Annotated in this window: 13 protein-coding genes; 11 read left to right on the top strand and 2 right to left on the bottom strand. The window is 42.8% G+C overall.

Annotated elements, in window-relative coordinates; all coding sequences use genetic code 11:
* Positions 1-103: 103 nt before the first annotated feature.
* The 7 genes from AC1TO9_RS13590 (at position 104) to AC1TO9_RS13560 (ending at position 12,768) form a co-directional block, all read left to right on the top strand.
* Positions 104-4,126 carry a carbohydrate binding domain-containing protein gene (locus AC1TO9_RS13590; RefSeq protein ID WP_482059422.1) on the top strand — a complete coding sequence of 1,341 codons (4,023 nt, stop codon included), beginning with the start codon at positions 104-106 and terminating at the stop codon, positions 4,124-4,126.
* A 412-nt stretch (positions 4,127-4,538) separates the two neighbouring features.
* The gene (locus AC1TO9_RS13585; RefSeq protein ID WP_482057672.1) at positions 4,539-5,498 is read left to right on the top strand and encodes an ABC transporter permease; all 960 of its coding nucleotides are present in this window, start codon (positions 4,539-4,541) and stop codon (positions 5,496-5,498) included.
* A 19-nt stretch (positions 5,499-5,517) separates the two neighbouring features.
* The gene (locus tag AC1TO9_RS13580; RefSeq protein ID WP_482057644.1) at positions 5,518-6,408 is read left to right on the top strand and encodes a carbohydrate ABC transporter permease; all 891 of its coding nucleotides are present in this window, start codon (positions 5,518-5,520) and stop codon (positions 6,406-6,408) included.
* Between the two features lie 94 nt (positions 6,409-6,502).
* Positions 6,503-8,188, top strand: coding sequence for an extracellular solute-binding protein (locus AC1TO9_RS13575; protein ID WP_482059421.1), 1,686 nt, complete (start codon positions 6,503-6,505; stop codon positions 8,186-8,188).
* Positions 8,189-8,266: 78 nt separating this feature from the next.
* Positions 8,267-10,192 (top strand): sensor histidine kinase, encoded by a 1,926-nt coding sequence (locus AC1TO9_RS13570; RefSeq protein ID WP_482059420.1) that lies wholly within the window; start codon positions 8,267-8,269, stop codon positions 10,190-10,192.
* Positions 10,164-11,759: a response regulator gene (locus AC1TO9_RS13565; protein ID WP_482059419.1), complete on the top strand. Its 1,596-nt coding sequence runs from the start codon at positions 10,164-10,166 to the stop codon at positions 11,757-11,759. Before AC1TO9_RS13570 ends, AC1TO9_RS13565 begins: the two co-directional genes overlap by 29 nt.
* Before the next feature lie 442 nt (positions 11,760-12,201).
* The gene (locus tag AC1TO9_RS13560) at positions 12,202-12,768 is read left to right on the top strand and encodes a DapH/DapD/GlmU-related protein (protein WP_482059418.1); all 567 of its coding nucleotides are present in this window, start codon (positions 12,202-12,204) and stop codon (positions 12,766-12,768) included.
* 280 nt (positions 12,769-13,048) lie between these two features.
* Here the strand turns inward: AC1TO9_RS13560 and AC1TO9_RS13555 are convergent, their stop codons facing one another.
* On the bottom strand, positions 13,049-13,228 hold the full coding sequence (locus AC1TO9_RS13555; protein ID WP_482057649.1) for a hypothetical protein: 180 nt from the start codon (positions 13,226-13,228) through the stop codon (positions 13,049-13,051).
* Positions 13,229-13,390: 162 nt separating this feature from the next.
* On the opposite strand from AC1TO9_RS13555, the gene AC1TO9_RS13550 reads away from it, so the two are divergent.
* Genes AC1TO9_RS13550 through AC1TO9_RS13535 form a run of 4 tightly spaced genes read left to right on the top strand, consistent with a single transcriptional unit; the run spans position 13,391 to position 20,289 of the window.
* Positions 13,391-14,170, top strand: a complete 780-nt coding sequence (locus AC1TO9_RS13550; protein ID WP_482059417.1) for a sulfite exporter TauE/SafE family protein — start codon at positions 13,391-13,393, stop codon at positions 14,168-14,170.
* A gap of 23 nt (positions 14,171-14,193) precedes the next feature.
* Positions 14,194-16,779 (top strand): TerB N-terminal domain-containing protein, encoded by a 2,586-nt coding sequence (locus tag AC1TO9_RS13545; RefSeq protein ID WP_482059416.1) that lies wholly within the window; start codon positions 14,194-14,196, stop codon positions 16,777-16,779.
* A 13-nt stretch (positions 16,780-16,792) separates the two neighbouring features.
* The gene (locus AC1TO9_RS13540) at positions 16,793-18,112 is read left to right on the top strand and encodes an ATP-binding protein (protein ID WP_482057652.1); all 1,320 of its coding nucleotides are present in this window, start codon (positions 16,793-16,795) and stop codon (positions 18,110-18,112) included.
* Complete coding sequence (locus AC1TO9_RS13535; RefSeq protein ID WP_482059415.1) at positions 18,109-20,289, top strand: DEAD/DEAH box helicase; 2,181 nt, start codon at positions 18,109-18,111, stop codon at positions 20,287-20,289. Before AC1TO9_RS13540 ends, AC1TO9_RS13535 begins: the two co-directional genes overlap by 4 nt.
* Here the strand turns inward: AC1TO9_RS13535 and AC1TO9_RS13530 are convergent, their stop codons facing one another.
* Positions 20,290-21,102, bottom strand: coding sequence for an AraC family transcriptional regulator (locus AC1TO9_RS13530; RefSeq protein WP_482057654.1), 813 nt, complete (start codon positions 21,100-21,102; stop codon positions 20,290-20,292).
* Between the last annotated feature and the right edge of the window lie 109 nt (positions 21,103-21,211).

The raw sequence follows: 21,211 nt of genomic DNA, 5'->3' as shown, positions 1-21,211 counted from the left end.
TGTAGGGAAAAGCATGTACGATATTAAAGATGAATGATTTTATAACAACATGTGTAAGCGCTATCAAACAAAAAGATAGAAAAAGAAGGGAAGTCGAATAAGTATGAATAAGCGATTTATCTCAATGGTATTAGTACTTATAATGCTAGCAAGTAGTTTGCCAATGGTTAGCGCAGCATCCTCTACGAATGAAAAGGGATCCCATTGGGGAGAACAGTCGCTGCAAAAGTGGATTTCGAAGGGAATGCTTGGAGGTTATCCAGATGGAAGCGTGCAGCCTGATCGTCAAGTAACACGAGCAGAATTTGCCAAGCTGGTCAATGCTATATTTCGGTTGGAAGTGAAAGGAACGAATCCCTTCAAGGATGTTTCGGCTGATGATTGGTATAACAATGACATCGTAGCTATTAAGGAGGCAGGGGGTATTTCGGGCCTTCCAGACGGTACGTTTAAGCCTAATGCACCGATCACAAGACAAGAGGCTGCGACAATAATATCAGAGTTGTTCAAGCTCCCATTAGCAGGAGGGAATCAGCTGTCTGATTTCGCGGATTATGATCAAGTGCAAGTATATGCGAAGGAACCATTGGAGCAGCTGTTGACTGATGGGTACATGAAGGGGTATCCGGATCAAACGATACGCCCACAACAGCCGATTACAAGGGCTGAGGCGGTTGTTCTGCTGGACAGACTTGCGATAGAGGTTATGAATGTGGCAGGAAGCTATGACAATCTGAACATAGCTGGAAATGCGGTCGTAAATGCGGCGGACGTTAACATGAAACAGGCCGTTATTGATCGTGATTTGTTTCTGACGCAGGGAATTGGCGAAGGAGATATTTATGTAACAGATACGGAAGTCAAGGGAACGGTGTATATCAATGGAGGTGGCGTTAATAGTATCCATTTTATAAATACAAAGCTGAACAGGCTTGTTGTGAATAAAGCAAAAGGAAAAGTACGCGTCGTACTGTCAGGGAAATCCAATATACAGCAGATTGTGGTGGAATCTGGATCCGACCTGGAGATTGACGATGAGACGACTGTTGCCATACTGGACGTTAATGAGGGAGTAGCGGGAACGAACCTTAAGGTGAAGGGAACCGTGCTGCAAATTAATAATGATGGCTTGAATACGGTCTTAAATGATAAAAGTCTAGCCAAGGGGAGCCAGAGCTCAGTTCAGAAAGGAAAGGGGACGAATGAACAGTCTTCCTCTTCAGGGCAAAGTAGCGGGGGAAGTTCGAATCCAACACCAAATCCAGAGCCGCCGGTCACTCCAGATCCACCTAAGGAAGGCTGGAAGCTAGTATGGAACGACGAATTTGACGGTAGTGGTGATAATCTTGATTTTAACGGCGTCAATTTGGATAAATGGGCTTATCAGAATGGAACAGGTCTAGAGTACGGCCTAGACGGTTGGGGGAATAACGAAGAGCAATACTACCGTTCTGAGAACATTTCGGTAGCAGATGGTATATTGACGATTACAGCTAAGGATGATGGCTATGGTGGTAAAAAGTATACATCAGGGAAGTTATATACGCAGCCTACCTTCAGTAAAAAATATGGTAAATTCGAAGCGCGTATGAAGTTACCAGTGGGCGATGGCATATGGCCTGCTTTCTGGATGATGCCACAAAATGATGAGTACGGTACATGGGCTGCATCAGGAGAACTTGATATTATGGAGGCACGCGGACGCTTGCCGAAAGAAGTTGGTGGAACGATCCATTATGGTAGAAACTGGCCAAACAATAAAATGATCGGAGATAATTACCAATTCGGCGAGGAAACGGATATGACAGATTATCACACCTACGGTGTGGAGTGGGAGCCTGGCGAAATACGCTGGTATGTGGACGGTGAACTGTATCAAACGCTGAATAATTGGGACAGCTGGGGAGCGGACCAGCCGGCTAAGTATGCTTTTCCTGCTCCGTTTGATCAACCATTCTTTATGATATTGAATTTAGCGGTAGGCGGTAATTATGATGGCGGACGTGTTCCAGATCCATCGCAAGTACCTGGGGAAATGGAAGTTGACTATGTTCGGGTCTATGAACTTACAGGTAGACCATATAAGACACCAGTAGAGCCGGTCATCGACTCGGAACCCTATCCTGATCAATATAAAACACCCATTGCAGGGAACTTCGTTCATGACATGAGCTACAATCAGCCATTTACAACGATTGCTGAGCCAGATCAAGCATTAGATACGAAGTTTTGGAATTTGGTACATGTTAGCACGTTCCAAGGGAATGGTTCGGTTTCAGTAGACTCTATTAATGACATAAGATTTGCCAAAGCGGATATTTCGGCAGGAGGCAACGCCACACATGCTGTTCAGCTGATTCAGAACGTAACGCTAGGTAAAGGCAGATGGTATAAGCTGACGTTCGATGCTAAGTCGAATGCGAATCGGAATATAACAGTCAAATTCGGCGGTGGTGAGAATCGTGGATGGACGACTTATACGGATAGCTTGGAAGCAAGGCTATCGGACTCTATACAAGCCTATGAAATGACTTTCCAAATGGGAGCAGAGACAGATACGCTCGCAAGAATGGAATTCAATCTTGGATTGAGTACGAATCCCGTCTGGCTTGGTAATGTGAAGGTAGAAGAGATAGCACCTCCTGATCTATATCATGAGAACGCTCCTAAAGAGCCATTAAACGGAAATCATGTGTATAATGGCACCTTCGATATCGGTCGGATGGACCGCATGACGTATTGGAATTTGGACGTGACCAATGGGAGTGCTACCGGTTCAGTGGATACGCTCTCTCGAGAACTGAAGGTATCCATAGGCGAAGGCGGGGTTGATGCGCAGACAGTTAAGCTGACGCAGAAAGGTATGAACCTCATTGAGGGTAACGATTACCAAGTGATGTTCAAAGCCAGAGCAACGGCTGCTAGATCAATACATTTGGGATTATATAATGGGGACGGAGCGGTCTATGTTAGTCCGACGACGATAGATCTTACCCCTGAGATGAAGGAGTATACATTTCTCTTTACGATGGAGCAGCCTACTGATGTGAACAGCTTGCTCGAATTTTGGTTAGGCGGTCGACAGGGTGATGTGTATTTAGACGACATTACGATGATGCGTTTAACGAATCATAATATGGATGAAATGGCACTCGCGGATCAATTCCCAGTGAAGAATGGTGACTTCTCGAATGGTATAACAAGCTGGAGTGAGCATGTGCAAGGTCGTTATGATGGCTGGGGATCGAGCGCAGACTTTAAGGTGCAGGATGAAGAGCTGAAGATAGCCGTTGCCAGCGAAGGTGTGAATCCATGGGATGTTATGCTTATGCAAACAGATTTCGATTTATTCAAAGGAAATACCTATACGGTATCACTGGATGTATATTCATCAAAGAATCGAGATATGGAAATTGTTATAGATGCTAACAACAATCGCTTATTATCGGAAATGGTACAGCTAACAGGGTCGATGCAGAGGTTTAGCTATGAACTGCAGATTCAGAACGATATTACGCCATCATTTAAGTTACTGCTTGGCAAGCTTGAGGGTGCAGGCGTAATAGGTGCACATGATATTTATGTTGATAATATTCGTGTTGAGCTGAAGGATGCTCGTACGAGAGCCTTTCCATTGCAGAACGGTTACTTTGACGCCGGTTTCCAGGATTGGAGCACACATGTACAGGGTATTTATGATGGTAGTTCAAGCGCAGTGTTTACGGTGGATGATGGAGCTATGAAAGCAGCTATTGCTAATACTGGTGCCAACGCTTGGGATGTCATTGTAGAACAACAATCGCTTGCGCTTGCGAAGGGCAAAACGTACATCGTATCATTTACAGCTAGAGCAAGCACTCCGCGTACGATTGAAGCTATCGTCGAGAACAGCAGCTATATCCGTTATTTGAATGAACAGGTGCAGCTAGATGATGTGACGCAAACGTACAGCTACGAGTTTACGATGGATAAAGACGAAGTAGCTGGATTCAAGCTACTGATGGGGAAACAAGACAATACGCCTACTGATGCGCATGATGTATTCATTGATAACGTTCGCTTGGAGCTTAAAGGAGCTAAGGAAGCGATCGGAGAGAAGGCGCGCAGCACGCATGACATAAGGTGACTCTGCCACCGGTATTGTATATCCGATGCTTCTGACAATGCGATTGGAAAGAACATCGATGTTACATTTGTCGAGAGGTAAACGAGGTATACGGCAAATAAGGAACCTCCATCATATAGTCCATCGCTGTATGGAATAGAGATCTATAGCTATGTCTGATTTGATGTATTCTCTCTATTAGGAATGATACTAAAGAACCTGACGGTGAACTTTCCGTCAGGTTCTTGGTTGCGCTAACCCAAATCCGAAAAATGAGACCCTAAATACGAAATATGAAGCCTTATGTCGGCGACGAAATACTCGTACTATAGAAGTAGAAGAAGAAGCAGTATATAGAAGTGTAAGTGCTTTCTATAGAGACAGAGAAAATGAAACAGCATGGAGGTAAGGAATGATGGAAATGGAACCTACAATGAATAAAGAACGTCCTTCACAGCAAATCCAGCCAACGAAGCCATCATCTACACGTAAATGGTTGAAGAGATTTTACACCCAAAGGCATCTTCAGACGATGGCCCTACTTGGGGTGATATGGATAATTATATTTAACTATGTTCCAATGTACGGTCTCATTATTGCTTTTAAAGAATTTGACATCATACGGACGATATCCGAGGCACCTTGGGTGGGGTTAGAGCATTTTAGAGAGTTTCTAGATGATGATAACTTAGTTAATGTGATTAAGAATACATTGGGAATGAGTTTCTTCAAGCTATTAATTGGGTTCCCTTTACCTATTATATTCGCCCTCTTCTTGAATGAACTACGGTCTGTCAAGTTCAAGAAATTCGTGCAGACGATATCCTATTTGCCTCACTTTCTCTCATGGGTTGTATTGGGGGGAATCCTCGCAACATGGTTGTCTGATATAGGGATTATTAATAACATATTAATCGCGCTACATGTCATTAAAGAGCCGATCACTTATCTGGCTGAACCTAGCTATTTCTGGACGATCATTATTACTTCAGATATATGGAAGGAGCTAGGCTGGTCAGCGATTATCTATCTAGCTGCTATATCAAGTGTATCTCCTGAAATGTATGAAGCAGCAACGATTGATGGTGCGGGACGTTTTCAGAAAATGTGGTATATTACACTACCATCGATTAAAGGTACGATAAGTATTCTATTCATTCTAGCCGTTAGTGGTGTGCTTAATTCTAATTTCGATCAGGTTCTAGTCTTACGGAACTCACTGAATGATAGTGCAAGTAACGTGATTGATTACTATGTATATAAAACGGGATTACTCTCAGGTAGGTATTCGTATTCTGCTGCTATTGGATTGATTAAGGCAGTCATTGCCATGATTTTACTACTTGTTGCGAATAAAATAACTAAAAAACTCAACGACACATCGTTGTTTTAGATAAGGAGGCTCATTCACTATGTTTACTCTTCAACGCAGAACGAAAGGTGAGGCCCTTTTCGATCTAATCAACACGGTCGGTATGCTCCTTATCTGTTTCGTCACCTTATATCCTATATGGTATGTATTGGTCAACGCCTTTAACGATGGGACAGATGCTATGCGTGGTGGTATCTACTGGTGGCCAAGAATATTCAGTTTTGAGAACTTCGAGGCGGTATTCGCCAGTCCGGGAATTATGACTGCGATGGGTGTTACGGTAGCTAAGACGCTGATCGGAACAGTAGCACATGTATTCTTTACAGCGATGGTTGCCTATGCATTCTCGCGAAAAGGACTCATCGGAGGCAAGCTATATATTCTGATCGGTACTGTGACCCTATTCTTTGGGGGTGGATTGATCCCGACATTCTTATGGATAAGAGATCTTCATTTACTGGATAATTTCCTTGTATATATCATTCCTGTCTTATTCAGCTTCTTCGATCTTATCATCTTCATGACGTTCTTCCGGGAAATTCCCGAAGGGTTGGAAGAAGCTGCAAGAATGGACGGTGCGAACGATTGGTCCATCTTTCTGAGAGTAGTTCTTCCGGTATCGATGCCTGTTCTTGCGACCATTGCCTTATTCCATGGTGTATTTCAGTGGAATGATTATTTCACGGGAATAATTTATATCAACAATGTAGACCTGCAGCCTATTCAGACGTATTTGTACCGAGTCGTTGCGCAATCAAGTTCTAGTCAAATGATGTCAGCGGTACAAGGAAGTGCTGGAACCAAGACAGTGACATCACAATCAATCAAATTGGCGACGATGGTTGTCACGACACTACCGATTGTGTTCGTATATCCTTTCTTACAGAAGTATTTTGTAAAGGGTATGATGATTGGTTCAATCAAAGGATAGTCTATCACTTCTAGGTAGTTCCTCTTACCGCCTACGGGCGGTAAAGAGTTGTAATATACACAGTGAGATACTATTAACGAAAAGGGGTAAGATAATGAAAATCAAGTATTGGAAGCGTAGCTTATTATCGCTAGTAGCATTGGTTGTAGTCGTGTCTACAGCGGCTTGTTCCTCAGGGAATAGCAACGTTAGTAGCAACAATGGCAACAAAGCTGCCAACAACAAGGCGGAGGAAACACCGGTTGTTGAACAATTGTCAGCAGACACACCAGGTTGGCCACAAGATACTTCTCCGATTACATTCGATTGGTACCTGAATTTCTCTTGGTTTGCCAATAAGTGGGGAGTGGATCCGACGTCACAATATATTACGAAAAAGACGGGTGTCGATATTAACTTTGTCATTCCTGCAGGTAATGAGAATGAGAAGTTGAATACACTCATCGCGTCCGGCGATCTTCCTGATTTCATTACGTTAGCTAATAATGAGGATTCCATCCAAAAGATGATTGATGGTGGACTGGTACTTCCACTAAATGAACTAGCTGATGAATATGATCCATACTTCTTTACGGCATCTGATGCAGCTAAGTTATCATGGTATACAAAGCCTGATGGTAATGTGTATGCTTATCCAAACGCTTCGTCTTCTCCGAAGGATTATGCTGAATACGGAGATACTTATATTTCTAACCAAACGTTCCTCGTGCGTAAAGATATGTACGAAGCCATCGGTAGTCCAGATATGCGTACTCAAGAAGGATTCTTGAAAGCGTTACAATTGGCTAAAGAGAAATTCCCTTCTGTGAATGGCCAACCACTCATTCCACTAGGATTACATGAATTCGGAGAGAATGGTAACTATTCTCTAGAAGGTTATATTCAGAACTTGCTAGCTATCCCGAAAGCGAAGGACGGTAAACTCTATGATCGCGGTACGGATCCTGAATATGTGAGTTGGCTGAAAACAATACGTCAAGTCAACCAAGATGGATTACTTGCTAAAGATGTTTTCATTGATAAACGTCCACAGATGGAAGAGAAACTAGCACAAGGTCGTTATTTTGCAATGATATACCAGTGGAAGGATATGGAGGCGCAATTAAATTCGCTCTATAATACGGATCCAAATTCAGTGTACATTGCTGTTGATGGCCCAGCTAACTCTAACCTAGATGCGCCGACGCTCGACGGCCCTGGTATTTCCGGTTGGACAGTAACGTTGATTTCCAAAAATGTGAAAGACAAAGCACGTGCTATTCGTTTCCTAAGCTATTTGAACAGTGAAGAAGGAAATAAGGACTTATTCCTAGGTGAAAAGGGCTTCAGTTATGATACAATTGATGGGGTTGATCAGTTCTTACCTGATCAATTAGCATTATTAAATAAAGATCGGTCTGCATTTGATAAAGAGAATGGGTCATCCTTCACATTCTGGATGCTAATGAATACGAACATCACAGATCAATGGGCACCGAAAGCTGTAGAACCTTTCAAATCTATCCAAGATTGGACGAGAGGGAAGACGGTAAGTGCATCCGAATTCGAACTACTGAATCCGACAGGGAATTCTCCAGAGGGTATCATTAATTCAAAGCTTGGCGAGCTATTTGGTAAGACGCTACCTAAGCTGCTTATGGCACCATCGGATGCTGAATTCGATAAGATTTGGAATGAGTATCAAGAGAAGCGTAAGAAAGACGGCTTGGATGAAGTGACTGTATTCCAACAAGCAAAATATGAAGAGAACTTGAGTAAACTTCAAGAGTTCCTTAAATAAATGAATAGGTAGTTGAGCCCCGATCTCCATGAAACCATGGGGTCGGGGCTGTTTCGACGAGAATGGGGGGTGGTGAAGATGATGAAGTGGGCACAGAAATATCTACAATCATGGTTATATTGGTGGGATCGTAGATCGTTACAGAGTCGCCTCATATCGACTTATATCCTTATCATTTTGGTGCCCAGTCTCATTGTTTCTGTGTCTTCCTTCAATGCGGTTAATGAAACATATATTAAAGATACCATTAGTAAGAATGGTAATTTGCTTGAAATGGAGAAGTTACACATTCTGAATCAGATCGAGTCGATGGAGCGTTCAGCACAACTTGCGGAATCAGATGAAGCTGTTAAGAATTATTTAACGAATAAGAGTGAAGCATCGGTAGAAGAACTTGTTGATTTCAATATGAATGCCTATGTTAATTTGACACGAATCCAGTTTAACAATCCTAATATTGAGCACTTGCGTTTATTCTCGGCTAGTAAGAATGTACACGAAATCTGGCCCATTATTTTTCGCGAAGATAGAATTCGGCAAGAACCATGGTATCCACAGACGTTTGGACTAGGGGATCAACAGATGTGGTATTTCCAAGACCATGATGTAGATTTCACCAAAAGAGATTCCGATGTCATAGCAGAGAAGAAACCTAAAATATCCTTACTTCGAGAGATCGAGAAACCTAAGGGTGTACATTCAGCTATTATTCAAGTGGATATGCTACTATCTAAATTCTCACCTAGGATATTCTCGGAAATGCAGGAAGACCAATCGCAACTGTTTCTAATTGACGGCGATATGGGAATATTTACAAGACAGGAGCATTTGCTCCTCGATGACAATAAGAAGATGAATCAGGCTATTCACGATCGTTTCAACTCTCTTCGAAAAGGTGAAGTATGGGATATGCAGTATTATGAGAATGGGAAGTCATTCCTGTTCATTCAAGTTCCTATTGAGCGTTTAGGAGCCAACTTGCTGAATGTTGTCTCGATGGAGGAAGTTCTGAAGGATATATCTGTGATCCGGAACAAAACGATAGGAACAAATATTTTATTTGTAGTGTTATTTACGGTAATAGCGTATGTGTTAAACACGATCATTCTCAAGGATTTAGTGAGACTCACTGAAGCGACGAAGAAAGCTCGTCGGGGTGAACTTTATACAGGGGTTACGATTCGCGGGGGTGGGGAGATTGGTGAACTAGCTCACCATTTCAATAAATTGATGCACAAGATCAATGAACTTGTTGCCGTAGCTGTGCGTAAGCAGGCACTGACCAAAGAGGCAGAGCTACGAACGCTGCACAATCAAATTGATTCTCACTTTCTATACAATACGTTAGAGAATATTAAAATGCTGGCGGAAATAGAGAATCAGCGTACGATATCTGATGCGTTAACGTCACTGGGTGGGATGATGCGTTATAATTTCAAATGGTCAGGCGAGTATGTCAAATTAAAGGATGAGATTAGACATATTGAGAACTACATTGATGTTATGAATATTCGTTTTGATGAACCCATTTCGTTAATGATGGACATTGCACCTCAATATATGGAGCTAGAAGTTCTGAAGATGTCACTTCAGCCGATCGTGGAGAACTCTGTTAAACATGGTTGGTCTGATACGAGTGGTGAAGCGGCTGATAAAAGAATAGATATCGTAGTGGAGACGGTAGAGAATAATATTTGTATCTCCATTACGGACAATGGGGATGGCATGGGAAGCGATCAGCTCTTAGAATTAAATTCAAGAATTCGAGAAGAGCAATTCAATACTCAGCATGCGTTATCAAGAGACAGGCAGGGGGATGTAAAGGCCGTAGTAGGGATTGGACTACATAATGTCCATCAAAGGATTCAACTGTTCTATGGTATGGAATATGGATTGGAGATATCAAGTGGCGAAGGTATATATACGAAGGTACTAATCACATTACCCAGAGTATTATTGACAGGAGGAAGTACCAATGAAGCGGACTCTGCTGATCGTAGATGATGAGAAGATTATTCGATATGGGTTGAAGACGATGATTGAACGAGAGTATCCAGATACGTACGATATTGTTATGGCGGGCAATGGCCAGAGTGCATTGGATACTTATCGTAGTACAGCTGTTGATATTATCATTACCGATATACGCATGCCTGTGATGGATGGCATTCGTCTTTTAGAGGAGTTATCTAAGGAGGCGCAAGGTAACGGGCCAGTCATTGTCATATTAAGTGGGTATGATGATTTCAAATATGCGAAGACCGCGATTAAATATAAGGTGAAGGATTACTTGCTGAAGCCGATTCGCAGGGAAGAATTATTCGATCTACTGACACGGATCGAGAAGGAATTAACAGAGCAGGAAATGATCAATCAGCAACGAGCCAAGGAAGGTCAATTGTTCCAAAAGGGGATTCGTTCCAGTCGAATTCAGCAATTATTGGTTCATCCGGGCAGCTTATCGGAGGAGAATCTAGAGAAATATAGTCATGAGATTCAATTCGCCAATTTCGGAACGCCACTTACAGTAGCTGTTGCAAACTTTCAATATGAAGATGGATCTAGGATGGTACCAGGTGAAATACACCATTTAGTGGAGCGATTGTCTGGATCATTAGTGGGGAGACTCGAAGTTATAACTTCGGATTCTGAAGGGAAGTCAGTATTGATTGGGAGTCCGAAGAGTCTGTTTCATGAGCTATCCAAACAGGCTGAAGCTAAAGGATGGCATGGTTTGCGTATAGGTATTAGCAGTACAGAGGGTCATCACTTAGTGGATATCAGAACGTTATATGAGGAAGCTATTCAGGCGCTACAATATACCTTCATGTATCCGCAATCCTATTTCATTGAATACGAGACGATAGAGGGAAAGCGGAGTTCCTTTCCGCTACCCCATGAAGATATTCGTAAATTAGCTAATATGTTAGGTACAGACCGTGAGAAAGAAATGTTGGCTCTATTAGCTTCTATATTTCAGACGGAACATTTACAACATATGGACATTTCGTATTTGGAACGCGTCAGTAGACTGATGAATGAGCAGGTATTAGATGAGGTATTTCTTGTATACGGAGAATCTTCTATAGAAGTACTTAAGCTGTACAAGAAGGTAGGGAATATGTCCAACTTTCACAGCTTTCATGATTATTATCGTAAGTTGGAGCATCTACTTATTAGTGTCAATGATTATGTTACGCAGGTTCGATCTGCTTATACCGAGAATGGTGATATGAAAGAGGCGGTCGCTTTTATAGAAGAGTACTATTCCCGCCCGTTGAACATGGCAAGCGTAAGCAATCATGTGTCTCTGAGTTACTCCTATTTCAGTGAGGCATTTAAAGCACATACCGGTGAGAATTTTGTTCTATATTTGAAAAAGGTGCGGATTAGGAAAGCGAAGGAACTGTTGCTGAAAAGTTCGGTGAAGCTATCTGTCATAGGAGAATCAGTAGGCTTTGAGAATAGCAAGCAATTCTCCCGTGTGTTTAAAGAGCTAGAGGGAGTAACACCTCAGGAGTACCGAATTAAAGTTCAAGCAGATGTGAAATTAAAGGATGTTAATAATTAAGTTCGTGAAACAAATAGAAAAGTATAAGTTTCTTTGAGGACCTTTAGAGGCCTACGGGAACGAAGTAAGTGCACAGATGACAGTTAAAATTCGGGATATAGCTGAAAAGTTGGCTTTTTGATTAATTAGATGCTGTTTGAGCACCTAAAGTGGGGAAAGAGGAATAGTGATGGATTTAGAGGACAAATTTGTAACTAACTTAGATGTACTCCACCTTTTCGTTAATCAACAGATGTACAAAGAACATCTAAATCTGATCAATTTCCTCTAACACTAATTTTAGCTGCACAGAGTACATCTAGATTACTCAAATTCCTAATTTACATCGTTATCGTCACTTTTAACTGTAGATTTGCATCTATTTCCCGCTTCCGTACCTTTCACGCTATTTTAAGTGCACTTATATTAGACAAGAAAAAACATATAAAGGTGGTTTTATAAAATGAATATGAATGAATTTATTGATTTTTGTAGGAAAGGTAAACCGATTTCAGGTGAGGACAAAGAATTACATGGCCTATTAACCCAAAATAGTTATGAAGCCATAAGGATAACAACGGCATTAAATACGTCCCATCATTCTAGAGAAGAAATAGTCGATATTTTTAGTGAACTAACAGGTAACAAAGTTGATCCTTCCTTTATGTGTTTTCCGCCATTTCATACAGACTTTGGTAAGAATATTACCTTTGGAAAAAATGTGTTTTTGAACACAGGATGTTCATTCCAGGATAGGGGTGGAATTAGTATAGGGGACGGTTCAATGATTGGCATGAATGTCGTGATTGCTACACTTAATCATGGGTTAGATTTAGAGACAAGAAACACAACGTTTCCCTCTCCAGTTATCATTGGTAAGAATGTATGGATTGGGTCAAGCGCAACAATACTACCTGGTGTGACGATCGGGAACAACGCTGTTGTTGCAGCAGGAGCAGTTGTCACGAAGGACGTTCCTGAGAATACTGTTGTTGCAGGCGTTCCAGCTAAATTTATGAAGAAGATATAATGAATGAATAAAGATCCACTCCAAAACTTTGGAGTGGATCCTTTTCGTTACGATTCGTTGGCTTGTATGACTAATTAAACAGCGATGCCCCTTCAGATCATTGAAACAACGGCGCTCAAAAATGATGATCCCATCGGTGTAAATCTTGAAAATAAACAAAGCCGAGATAGACTTTCTATCTCGGCTTTGTTGTCATATATATTCTATTTGATGAAGGTGGAAAAGTAGCGGCAACTCTGTCAGAATTGTATCTGGTGATATTCACGCCTAATACAGGCTATTATTCATCATCTTTGGAAGAATCATAAACAATCCTTACTCCAAGGGAACTATAGGTTTCTTCTTTATAATGACCTTGTGAGCAAGATTTAACTATGCACAAGGTAGTATCTTCGATGGATAGTAATTCATTACACTCAGGACATCTATGTTCAAAGAGGCTCTTAAATAGTTTAAACATGATAACCTCCTAATTCACATGAATTTACTTGGTATTTATTATACCGTTACGATTACCTATTGTACAGAGGGTAATTAGATTATTATTGCCTAACTCAATGTACTTCACTCTATCATTGGGTTAGAGAGATAAGGGTGTGCCTAGTTGGATATTATTTTTTCAATGATTATGATCATTCTTGGTTTTATCGGATCCTTCTTTTCTGGAATGTTGGGCATCGGAGGAGCCATTATTAATTACCCATTGTTACTCTTTGTTCCTTCAAGCCTTGGTGTGGCTAACTTTACGGCACAAGAAGTGGCAAGCATAAGTATTTTTCAAGTCTTTTTTGCGTCATTAGCTGGTATTCTTGCTTATAGAAGAAAGAGTAAGAAAAGTAAGAACACCTCGTTGATTCATAAGGGATTAGTGCTCAATATGGGGATTAGTATTTTGCTGGGAAGTCTTATCGGTGGGTATGTTTCTCAATTTCTAGTTGGTGACACCATTAACATTATTTATGGCGTACTTGCGATTATTGCTGTTGTACTCATGGTCATTCCCAATAAAGGAACACAACAAGATGATTCTGTCGAAATATTATATAATAGAACCATTGCAATTGGAGCCGCCTTTTCAACCGGAATTGCATCAGGAATTGTTGGCGCAGGTGGGGCCTTCATTCTTATTCCGGTGATGTTAACGGTTTTGAAAATTCCAATAAGAACAACAATTGCATCATCCCTTGCCATCGTATTTATTTCAGCGATGGGTGGGGTCATCGGAAAAGTAACAGGCGGACCCATTCCATTGCTGCCTATCCTCTTTACCGTAATAGGGAGTTTATTAGGTGCTCCGCTTGGATCGCGTATTGGTGCGAGAATGAATGTGACATATTTAAGGTACATTTTAATCATTTTAATTTCATTAACTGCCATTAAAATATGGATGTCTATCATATAAACTAGGGAAGGGGGGCTTGTACTATGAATGATAACCGGGAAGATGAACAACTTACTGACATTCACCGAACGTATCATGAGGCCGAACTAGTACTCGAAGGATATACGGAAGTGAGGAATGGTGTGGGTCAGGCATACGCCGTACCTGTATTAACGGTAGGTTCACAGCGGATTCAGGCTGCCGAAGTATCGCGGAGTATCAAGCCAGATGGTTCACTAGTACCTGTTCCCCATGGTTATGTAGCTGTAGACACACTCAGACAAGCAGGAGTCGGTCCCATGGGAAGAACTATTCATGGAGCCCTATTGGACAGGCCTTATCATCTAACGGCATCAGAGATTATTGCTCGTGGAAGTGAGAGAATGCAGGGAGCATGGAGCAGTATTGTCTTTCCAGATTTGGTATGGCCATATGGAGGGGCTCTCCCCATCTATGAGCATCTACAATTTTTGGCCAAATGGGGTTTGAACGGCGGCGTTAGAGGTGGAGCATTACATCATGCAGAACAATTACGTTTGTTTATGAATGATATGGTGAAGAATGATCCGGAAACCCGAATTCTTGTAATAGGTAAGAAGACTTTACTGGACAAGCTGAAAGAGAGTTGGCGTACATTAGACGCTATGTGGCTTATGGTGGGTGGCAAGGATAAGATCATTCAAGAGATACTTTTGAGCGGAGTAATTATTTCTACGCCAAGTGTAGCTAAGCAACAGCAGGTAGAGAGGATGTCTTTTGATATCATTCTCATGCTTGAACCGGATGACCTAACGAAGAGCAGCACGACTCAAATATATAAGCAATTGAAGAAGATGAAGTCACGGCTCAAGTTGGCTATTTACTCCGAAGCGGATTATATAGCACAATCTTATGTCTCTACTGCCCATATGAATTTGTTAAAGATCAATGATTATACCGTAGCTCAATACGTCATATATAACCCTAACCAGCCTAGAAAAGAATTGCCACGACCCTACAGAAGGATGGAAAGACCATCAATGATTCAGGAGGAATCGGTCCCTCTTCATATGACAGAGATGGAATTGGTGGAAGAGCGTACTGAGAGGGGTATGGCGATTCCACGGAGGGAGGCGAGACTTGAGCTCGAACCTAAGCAGCTTCCAATTCAAGCTCCTATCTCATCGAAAGAGCTTACTTCACTTCGAGGTGTCCTCAGCAAGAATGAACATCGTTTCACCAAGAGGGCAAAACAGTTAGAGGATCAAGTGGGTACAGAGGTTGTATTTGTACCGTTTATGAACTATTGGCCTACTTATGATAGTATGACAGGATCGCAATCGAGATGGTATTTCTATTGGAGAAGCGAAGTGCGAGAGCAGCGTTACCCCGATAGTAGTCTGTCTTATATTTTTCTTTATGTGTATGAGTTGATTAATGGTATTGGTTGGAAGGATCCAATGGATGGCTATCAACTTATGGTGGATGTATGGTTGGCTTATCGAGAACGCCATCCGAAGCTTACAACCTATATGCTAGAATGGATTACGGACTTTACTCTGGTACATCAGATTCCCATTCCCCATCAGGATGTGTTTCAATCTGTGCCGAATGAGCTGTCTGGTGACGTACTGGAATTAGAGTTGATGCATAGATTCAATACTGAACCGTTAGACATTCCGTTCTCTCTGTTAGTACGCTTGGCGGATGTTGATGTGCGTAAGAGTAAGTTTTACATCGGTGGCGGGGATATACCCCTGAATGAATATGCCCCTAAAGTATTAGCACTTGTTGATGCTTATTTAGCGAAACAACAGGGGTTACGTCTCATTGAAATATTCTATCCGGGGTCACCTGTGGGTAAGGAAAGACCACTCTTCCTTAGTGCAACGTATGATGAGTCACTCTATGGTAGATCGACCGTTGTAAGTGTGAACAAGCTCAGTCAGCATGCCCCCCTCAGGGAGTACATCACCCATTTGATTCGGCTGACGGAGAATAAGCTTCGAGAACATATGAATTTCAAAGGAAGGCTTCGGGGCATTGAGCTGGAAGCGGAGATTGAAACGTTGGTCTCTCGCTACATGGATCGTATGCTGAAGGTAACAACTAGCTCAGAAGTACTTGGTCCCGTCGTCGTGATTGATGAGGAGAAGCTCGCGCGGATTCAGCGTGATTCGGAGTTCGTTCGGGATATATTGACGGTGAATATAGATGAAGGGGACGAGCAACCAGAAGAGCAAGCGAGACTAAAGGTTGCTCAGAATCTCGATAACGAAGTAGAGCATGTTCCTGAACAACAAGAGGCAGAATCCACGCGGCTTGCTACAGAGAGTGTAGAAGAAGTTGACCATAACTGTAAGCCTATCGCCCCCCTCGTGACATGGGACGTCACTGGATTACCAGAAGAGTGGATGCAACTTGCGGACGCACTGAGTGTAACTCAGTTGGAGGCACTCTATATACTGAAACAAGGACAAGGTCTTTCAGGACTAATGGATATCGCCAATGAAGTAGGAACGATGCCAGAATTACTACTAGATGACATTAATGAACTTGCGATGGATACGATAGGTGACTTAATGATCGATGGTGATGAATTGATGGAAGACTATGTGCCTATGTTGACTACTCTAGTCAGAGAAGAGTGAAGAGGTGAATAACATGAGTGAATTGAAAATTCCCAAAAGAATGACAACTGCGCTTGTAAATTCATTAACCGCAGGTGTAGTACCAAGAATTGGACTGGAGCATATCGCTGTCGGGCGCAAATATGAAATTGAAGCGATTCTACGTGATATGGATAATGTCTCCGAAGGGGGAGCCACGTTCAAGCTTATTACTGGACGATATGGAAGCGGGAAGAGCTTTCTGTTACAAATGATCCGAAATTATGCTATGGATCGAGAGTTTGTTGTGGCAGACGCTGATCTATCGCCTGAGCGACGCTTGGTTGGAACGAAGGGACAAGGGTTAGCGACGTATCGTGAACTGATGACCAATCTTTCCACACGTACTCGTCCAGATGGTGGAGCGCTTGAAGTGATTTTGCAGAAATGGATTTCTTCGATTCAGCAGACAGCCATGAAGGAGTTGGGTCTTCGACCGAATGATCTTGCGCTGAATCAGGAAGTGGAGCTACGGATATTCGCTATCACAACAGAGATGCAGAATATGGTCCATGGTTTCGACTTCGCCAAGGTATTAGCAGCCTATTGGAACAGTTATAAGTTAGCAGACGATGAAGGTAAACAGGCTGCACTTCGCTGGCTACGTGGGGAATACCCGACGAAGACCGAGGCCCGTAGATCGATAGATGTCGGAGTTATTATCGATGATAGTAACTGGTACGACTATATGAAGCTGTGGTCGGAGTTCGTAGCCCGTATCGGTTACAAAGGCTTATTACTGTTCATTGACGAAGGGGTTAACTTGTACAAAATAACGAACAGTATTTCCCGCCAGAGCAACTATGAGAAGCTGCTCATGATGTTCAATGATACGATGCAAGGTAAAGCAGAGCATCTAGGTATATTTTTGGGTGGAACGCCTCAATTTGTAGAGGATCCACGGCGAGGATTATTTAGTTATGAAGCACTTAGATCACGGTTGGTAGAAGGACGGTATGGAGCAGAGGGCTTGAAGAATTACACGGGACCGATGCTCCGTTTGAACATGTTATCCCATGAAGAAATCCTGATTCTATTGCAGAAGCTGAGTAATATTCATGCGATGCACTATAGTTATGAGTCGTCATTGAACGATCTACAACTAGTACAATTTATGGAGCTTGCGGTCGGTCGATTGGGAGCGGATGAACTACTCACGACACGTGAAATTGTACGGGATTTCATGGATTTACTTAATACGCTCCATCAGAATCCAGAGAAGACATATGAGGATCTACTTGGTGAAAGACATGTGGCACCCGCCGCGGCTGATCCGGATGAAGTGAATGACTTCCTCGCGGAGTTCGAATTATGAGCGATAATCCATTCTATAGACTAGCCCCGTTTATTCAGGAATTCATATATCGCAAAAGATGGGATGAATTACGTGAAGCACAAGTAGAAGCTTGCCGTGTTCTTTTCGATACACCGCATCATCTACTTATTGCTTCGGGGACGGCCTCTGGTAAGACGGAAGCCGTCTTTTTCCCAGCGTTGACAGAGTTACATGAAAGGCCATCTAAATCCGTAGGGATTCTGTATATTAGCCCACTTAAGGCGTTGATCAATGATCAATTTGAACGATTAAATGAGCTGCTTCAAGAGGCTGAAATACCAGTATGGCATTGGCATGGGGATGTCCCCCAGGCAGAGAAGACGAAGCTTATGAAGAAGCCTTCCGGTGTACTTCAGATTACGCCTGAATCTCTCGAAGGGCTTCTCATGAACAGACCGAACGCAATTCCAGCCTTATTCCATGATCTGAGATACATCATTATTGATGAAGTACATGCATTCATGGGATCAGATCGTGGCATTCAAGTGTTATGCCAGCTTGCTAGAATCGAGCGAATGGCCTACTGTACGCCACGAAGAATTGGTTTGTCGGCAACGCTCAGTGACTATGATTCAGCAACGGAATGGATTAGCGCGGGCACAGACAAGCGGACGGAGATCGTATCTCCACAGGGGGGACGGAAGCTGAAGTTGAGTGTGGAGCATTTCTCGTTTCCTGATGCGCGGAATGAAGAAGAGGCTAAGATGTTGGAATATGCGAAACAAGCATATCATGACTATATTTACGATCATACACATCATAAGAAAGCGCTAGTATTCACCAATAGCCGTTCAGATGCGGAGTTAATGACGCTAGAGCTTCGGCGTATCGCAGCAAAACGCCATGAACCCGATGTATTCTACGTGCATCATGGAAGTATATCCGCGATGCTGCGTGAAGAAGCAGAGGCCGCACTTCGTACAGGCTATGGACCTGCCGTTGCGGCAGCAACATTAACACTTGAGTTAGGCATCGATCTCGGAGAATTGGAACGAGTAGTTCAACTCGGAGCACCTTATAGCAGTTCGAGTTTCGTCCAAAGGTTGGGGCGATCAGGACGCCGGGGTAGCGCAGCTTCGGAAATGCTGTTTGTATGCCCAGAAGAAGAGGATGAAGAAGCACAACTTCCAGCTCGAATGCCATGGATGTTGCTACGGGCTATAGCGGTGATTGAGCTATACGTTCGAGAGAGATGGGTCGAGCCCTTACATGTTCGTCAAATGCCCATGGGTCTGCTCTATCATCAAACGATGAGTACGCTCAAGAGTTTAGGCGAAGCAGAGCCGGCGGAACTCGCAAGAGCAGTGCTTACATTACCTTCTTTTAAACAGATTCAACCAGATGACTATAAGATACTCCTGAACTATTTACTGCAGACGGACCACATCCAACGGACAGAAGTAGGGACTCTAATTATTGGGTTAATGGGTGAGCGGATCGTGAACAATTTCCGTTTCTATGCTGTGTTCAAAGACGATGAGGAACATGTCGTATATAATGGTACGGAAGAAATAGGCTCCATAACGACAGTTCCACCACCGGGTTATTGTTTCACCCTAGCAGGTAAACTCTGGAAAGTAGAAGAAGTAGACACGAAGCATCAAGCCGTCTATGTGAAATCATCACGTGGAAAGGTGGACACGCTTTGGTTGGGGGCTGGAGGCGATGTGCACACCCGTGTTGTGCAGAAGATGCGTGAGATATTGGAAGATGGTTCCATCTACTCCTATTTAGCGCCTAATGCAGTGAATCGGCTCGAACGAGCTCGCCGTCTTGTAAGAGAAAGTGGAATGTTACGTAGTTCTGTCATTCCAGCAGGGGGCGATTCCTTCTTCATTATGCCTTGGGTTGGAAGTAAGCAATTCCGTACCTTGGAACGGTTAATTAAGATCAACCTGAAGGATAAGCTGAATCTACGGTCTATCGTTCCTATGGAGCCGTATTATATGGTAGTAGCGGGTAAAACCAACGCGGACACTCTTCTAGAACATATCATAGCGGAATCCGGCAGCTGCGAGGATCCCATATCTCTCCTATCCCCAGATGAAGCGCCGTATTTAGGGAAATACGATGAGTTCATTCCACCTGAGCTAGTGCGAAGAGCTTTTGCCACAGACGGGTTGGATGTTAAAGGATTGGTTAAGGCGTTGAGCTAGTCAGAAATATTCTAATTTAGGCAGTGGATGTAATGAACGATACTCTAATGGAGATATGCCGAAGTGCATTCGGAATACCCGGTGAAAATAAGAGTAGCTGGCGAAGCCGCAAGTCTCGGCAATATGCTCCAGTGTCAATTCGCTGTACCTAATTTGTTCTACAGCAGATTTGAGGCGGATTTCAATTGCATATTGAATCATTGTTTTTCCATAATGTTCCTTGAATAGCCTTACTGCTCGAGATAGACTGAGACCCGCATAGCTGGCAGCTTCTTCGAGTTTGAAGGTAATCGTGGCATGCTCTTCAATGAATCGCTTGAGCTTCAGTGTCGCTGAACCTTTTCGATCCGTCTGAATATTCTCGGTAATGGCTCTATCAATATATAGACAAAGGCTGCGTAACAGCACATCCTTCAGTTCTTCATCTTCCTCGAGCGAACCGCGTCGTTTCTCTAGCAGAAGGTTGCGCCATAAGCTAATCAGCTGAGCATCGGTGCCAATTCGGTTAGTCACTGGACGGTCCTGCCGTTTCCACCAGGCATCAATCCAGGAACCTTGGCAGAACAAATAGTAATCTCCGCTAGATAAGCGTCCCTTAGTAGGTGGATCTTTCACGGTTAGTTGGTAATCATCACCTGGCTGAAGCAGAAGCAGATCACCGCCGACCAGGGTATATATTTTACCGCCTGAAATCACTTCGCAAGAGCCTTCTGTTTGCAAGCGGAAAAGGTAGTTCTGTAATCCACCCTTCAGATTGTGGTTAAATGATTTATAGTGATATGAGTAATCACAGAGAAGCAGAGATGTGTCCACAGGGTTAATCCTCCTAATTGATGTTGAGCAAATAGTTCATGTTTTGCCGATATTGTATATGTTCATTTTAGCCTGAATTGCCCTAGAATGATATAAGAGCGAATTAGCA

Source organism: Paenibacillus sp. Y916 (assembly GCF_056786435.1).
Note: the sequence above shows the minus strand (reverse complement) of the source record. Positions and strands in the feature narration are given on the sequence as shown.

Bases quoted from the DNA above. Each gene is read 5' to 3' on its own strand.
- AC1TO9_RS13540 (WP_482057652.1), top strand. From the start codon at position 16,793: ATGAGTGAATTGAAAATTCCCAAAAGAATGACAACTGCGCTTGTAAAT.
- AC1TO9_RS13570 (WP_482059420.1), top strand. From the start codon at position 8,267: ATGATGAAGTGGGCACAGAAATATCTACAATCATGGTTATATTGGTGG.
- AC1TO9_RS13560 (WP_482059418.1), top strand. From the start codon at position 12,202: ATGAATATGAATGAATTTATTGATTTTTGTAGGAAAGGTAAACCGATT.
- AC1TO9_RS13590 (WP_482059422.1), top strand. From the start codon at position 104: ATGAATAAGCGATTTATCTCAATGGTATTAGTACTTATAATGCTAGCA.
- AC1TO9_RS13555 (WP_482057649.1), bottom strand. From the start codon at position 13,228: ATGTTTAAACTATTTAAGAGCCTCTTTGAACATAGATGTCCTGAGTGT.
- AC1TO9_RS13535 (WP_482059415.1), top strand. From the start codon at position 18,109: ATGAGCGATAATCCATTCTATAGACTAGCCCCGTTTATTCAGGAATTC.
- AC1TO9_RS13545 (WP_482059416.1), top strand. From the start codon at position 14,194: ATGAATGATAACCGGGAAGATGAACAACTTACTGACATTCACCGAACG.
- AC1TO9_RS13585 (WP_482057672.1), top strand. From the start codon at position 4,539: ATGAATAAAGAACGTCCTTCACAGCAAATCCAGCCAACGAAGCCATCA.
- AC1TO9_RS13565 (WP_482059419.1), top strand. From the start codon at position 10,164: ATGAAGCGGACTCTGCTGATCGTAGATGATGAGAAGATTATTCGATAT.
- AC1TO9_RS13575 (WP_482059421.1), top strand. From the start codon at position 6,503: ATGAAAATCAAGTATTGGAAGCGTAGCTTATTATCGCTAGTAGCATTG.
- AC1TO9_RS13550 (WP_482059417.1), top strand. From the start codon at position 13,391: ATGATTATGATCATTCTTGGTTTTATCGGATCCTTCTTTTCTGGAATG.
- AC1TO9_RS13580 (WP_482057644.1), top strand. From the start codon at position 5,518: ATGTTTACTCTTCAACGCAGAACGAAAGGTGAGGCCCTTTTCGATCTA.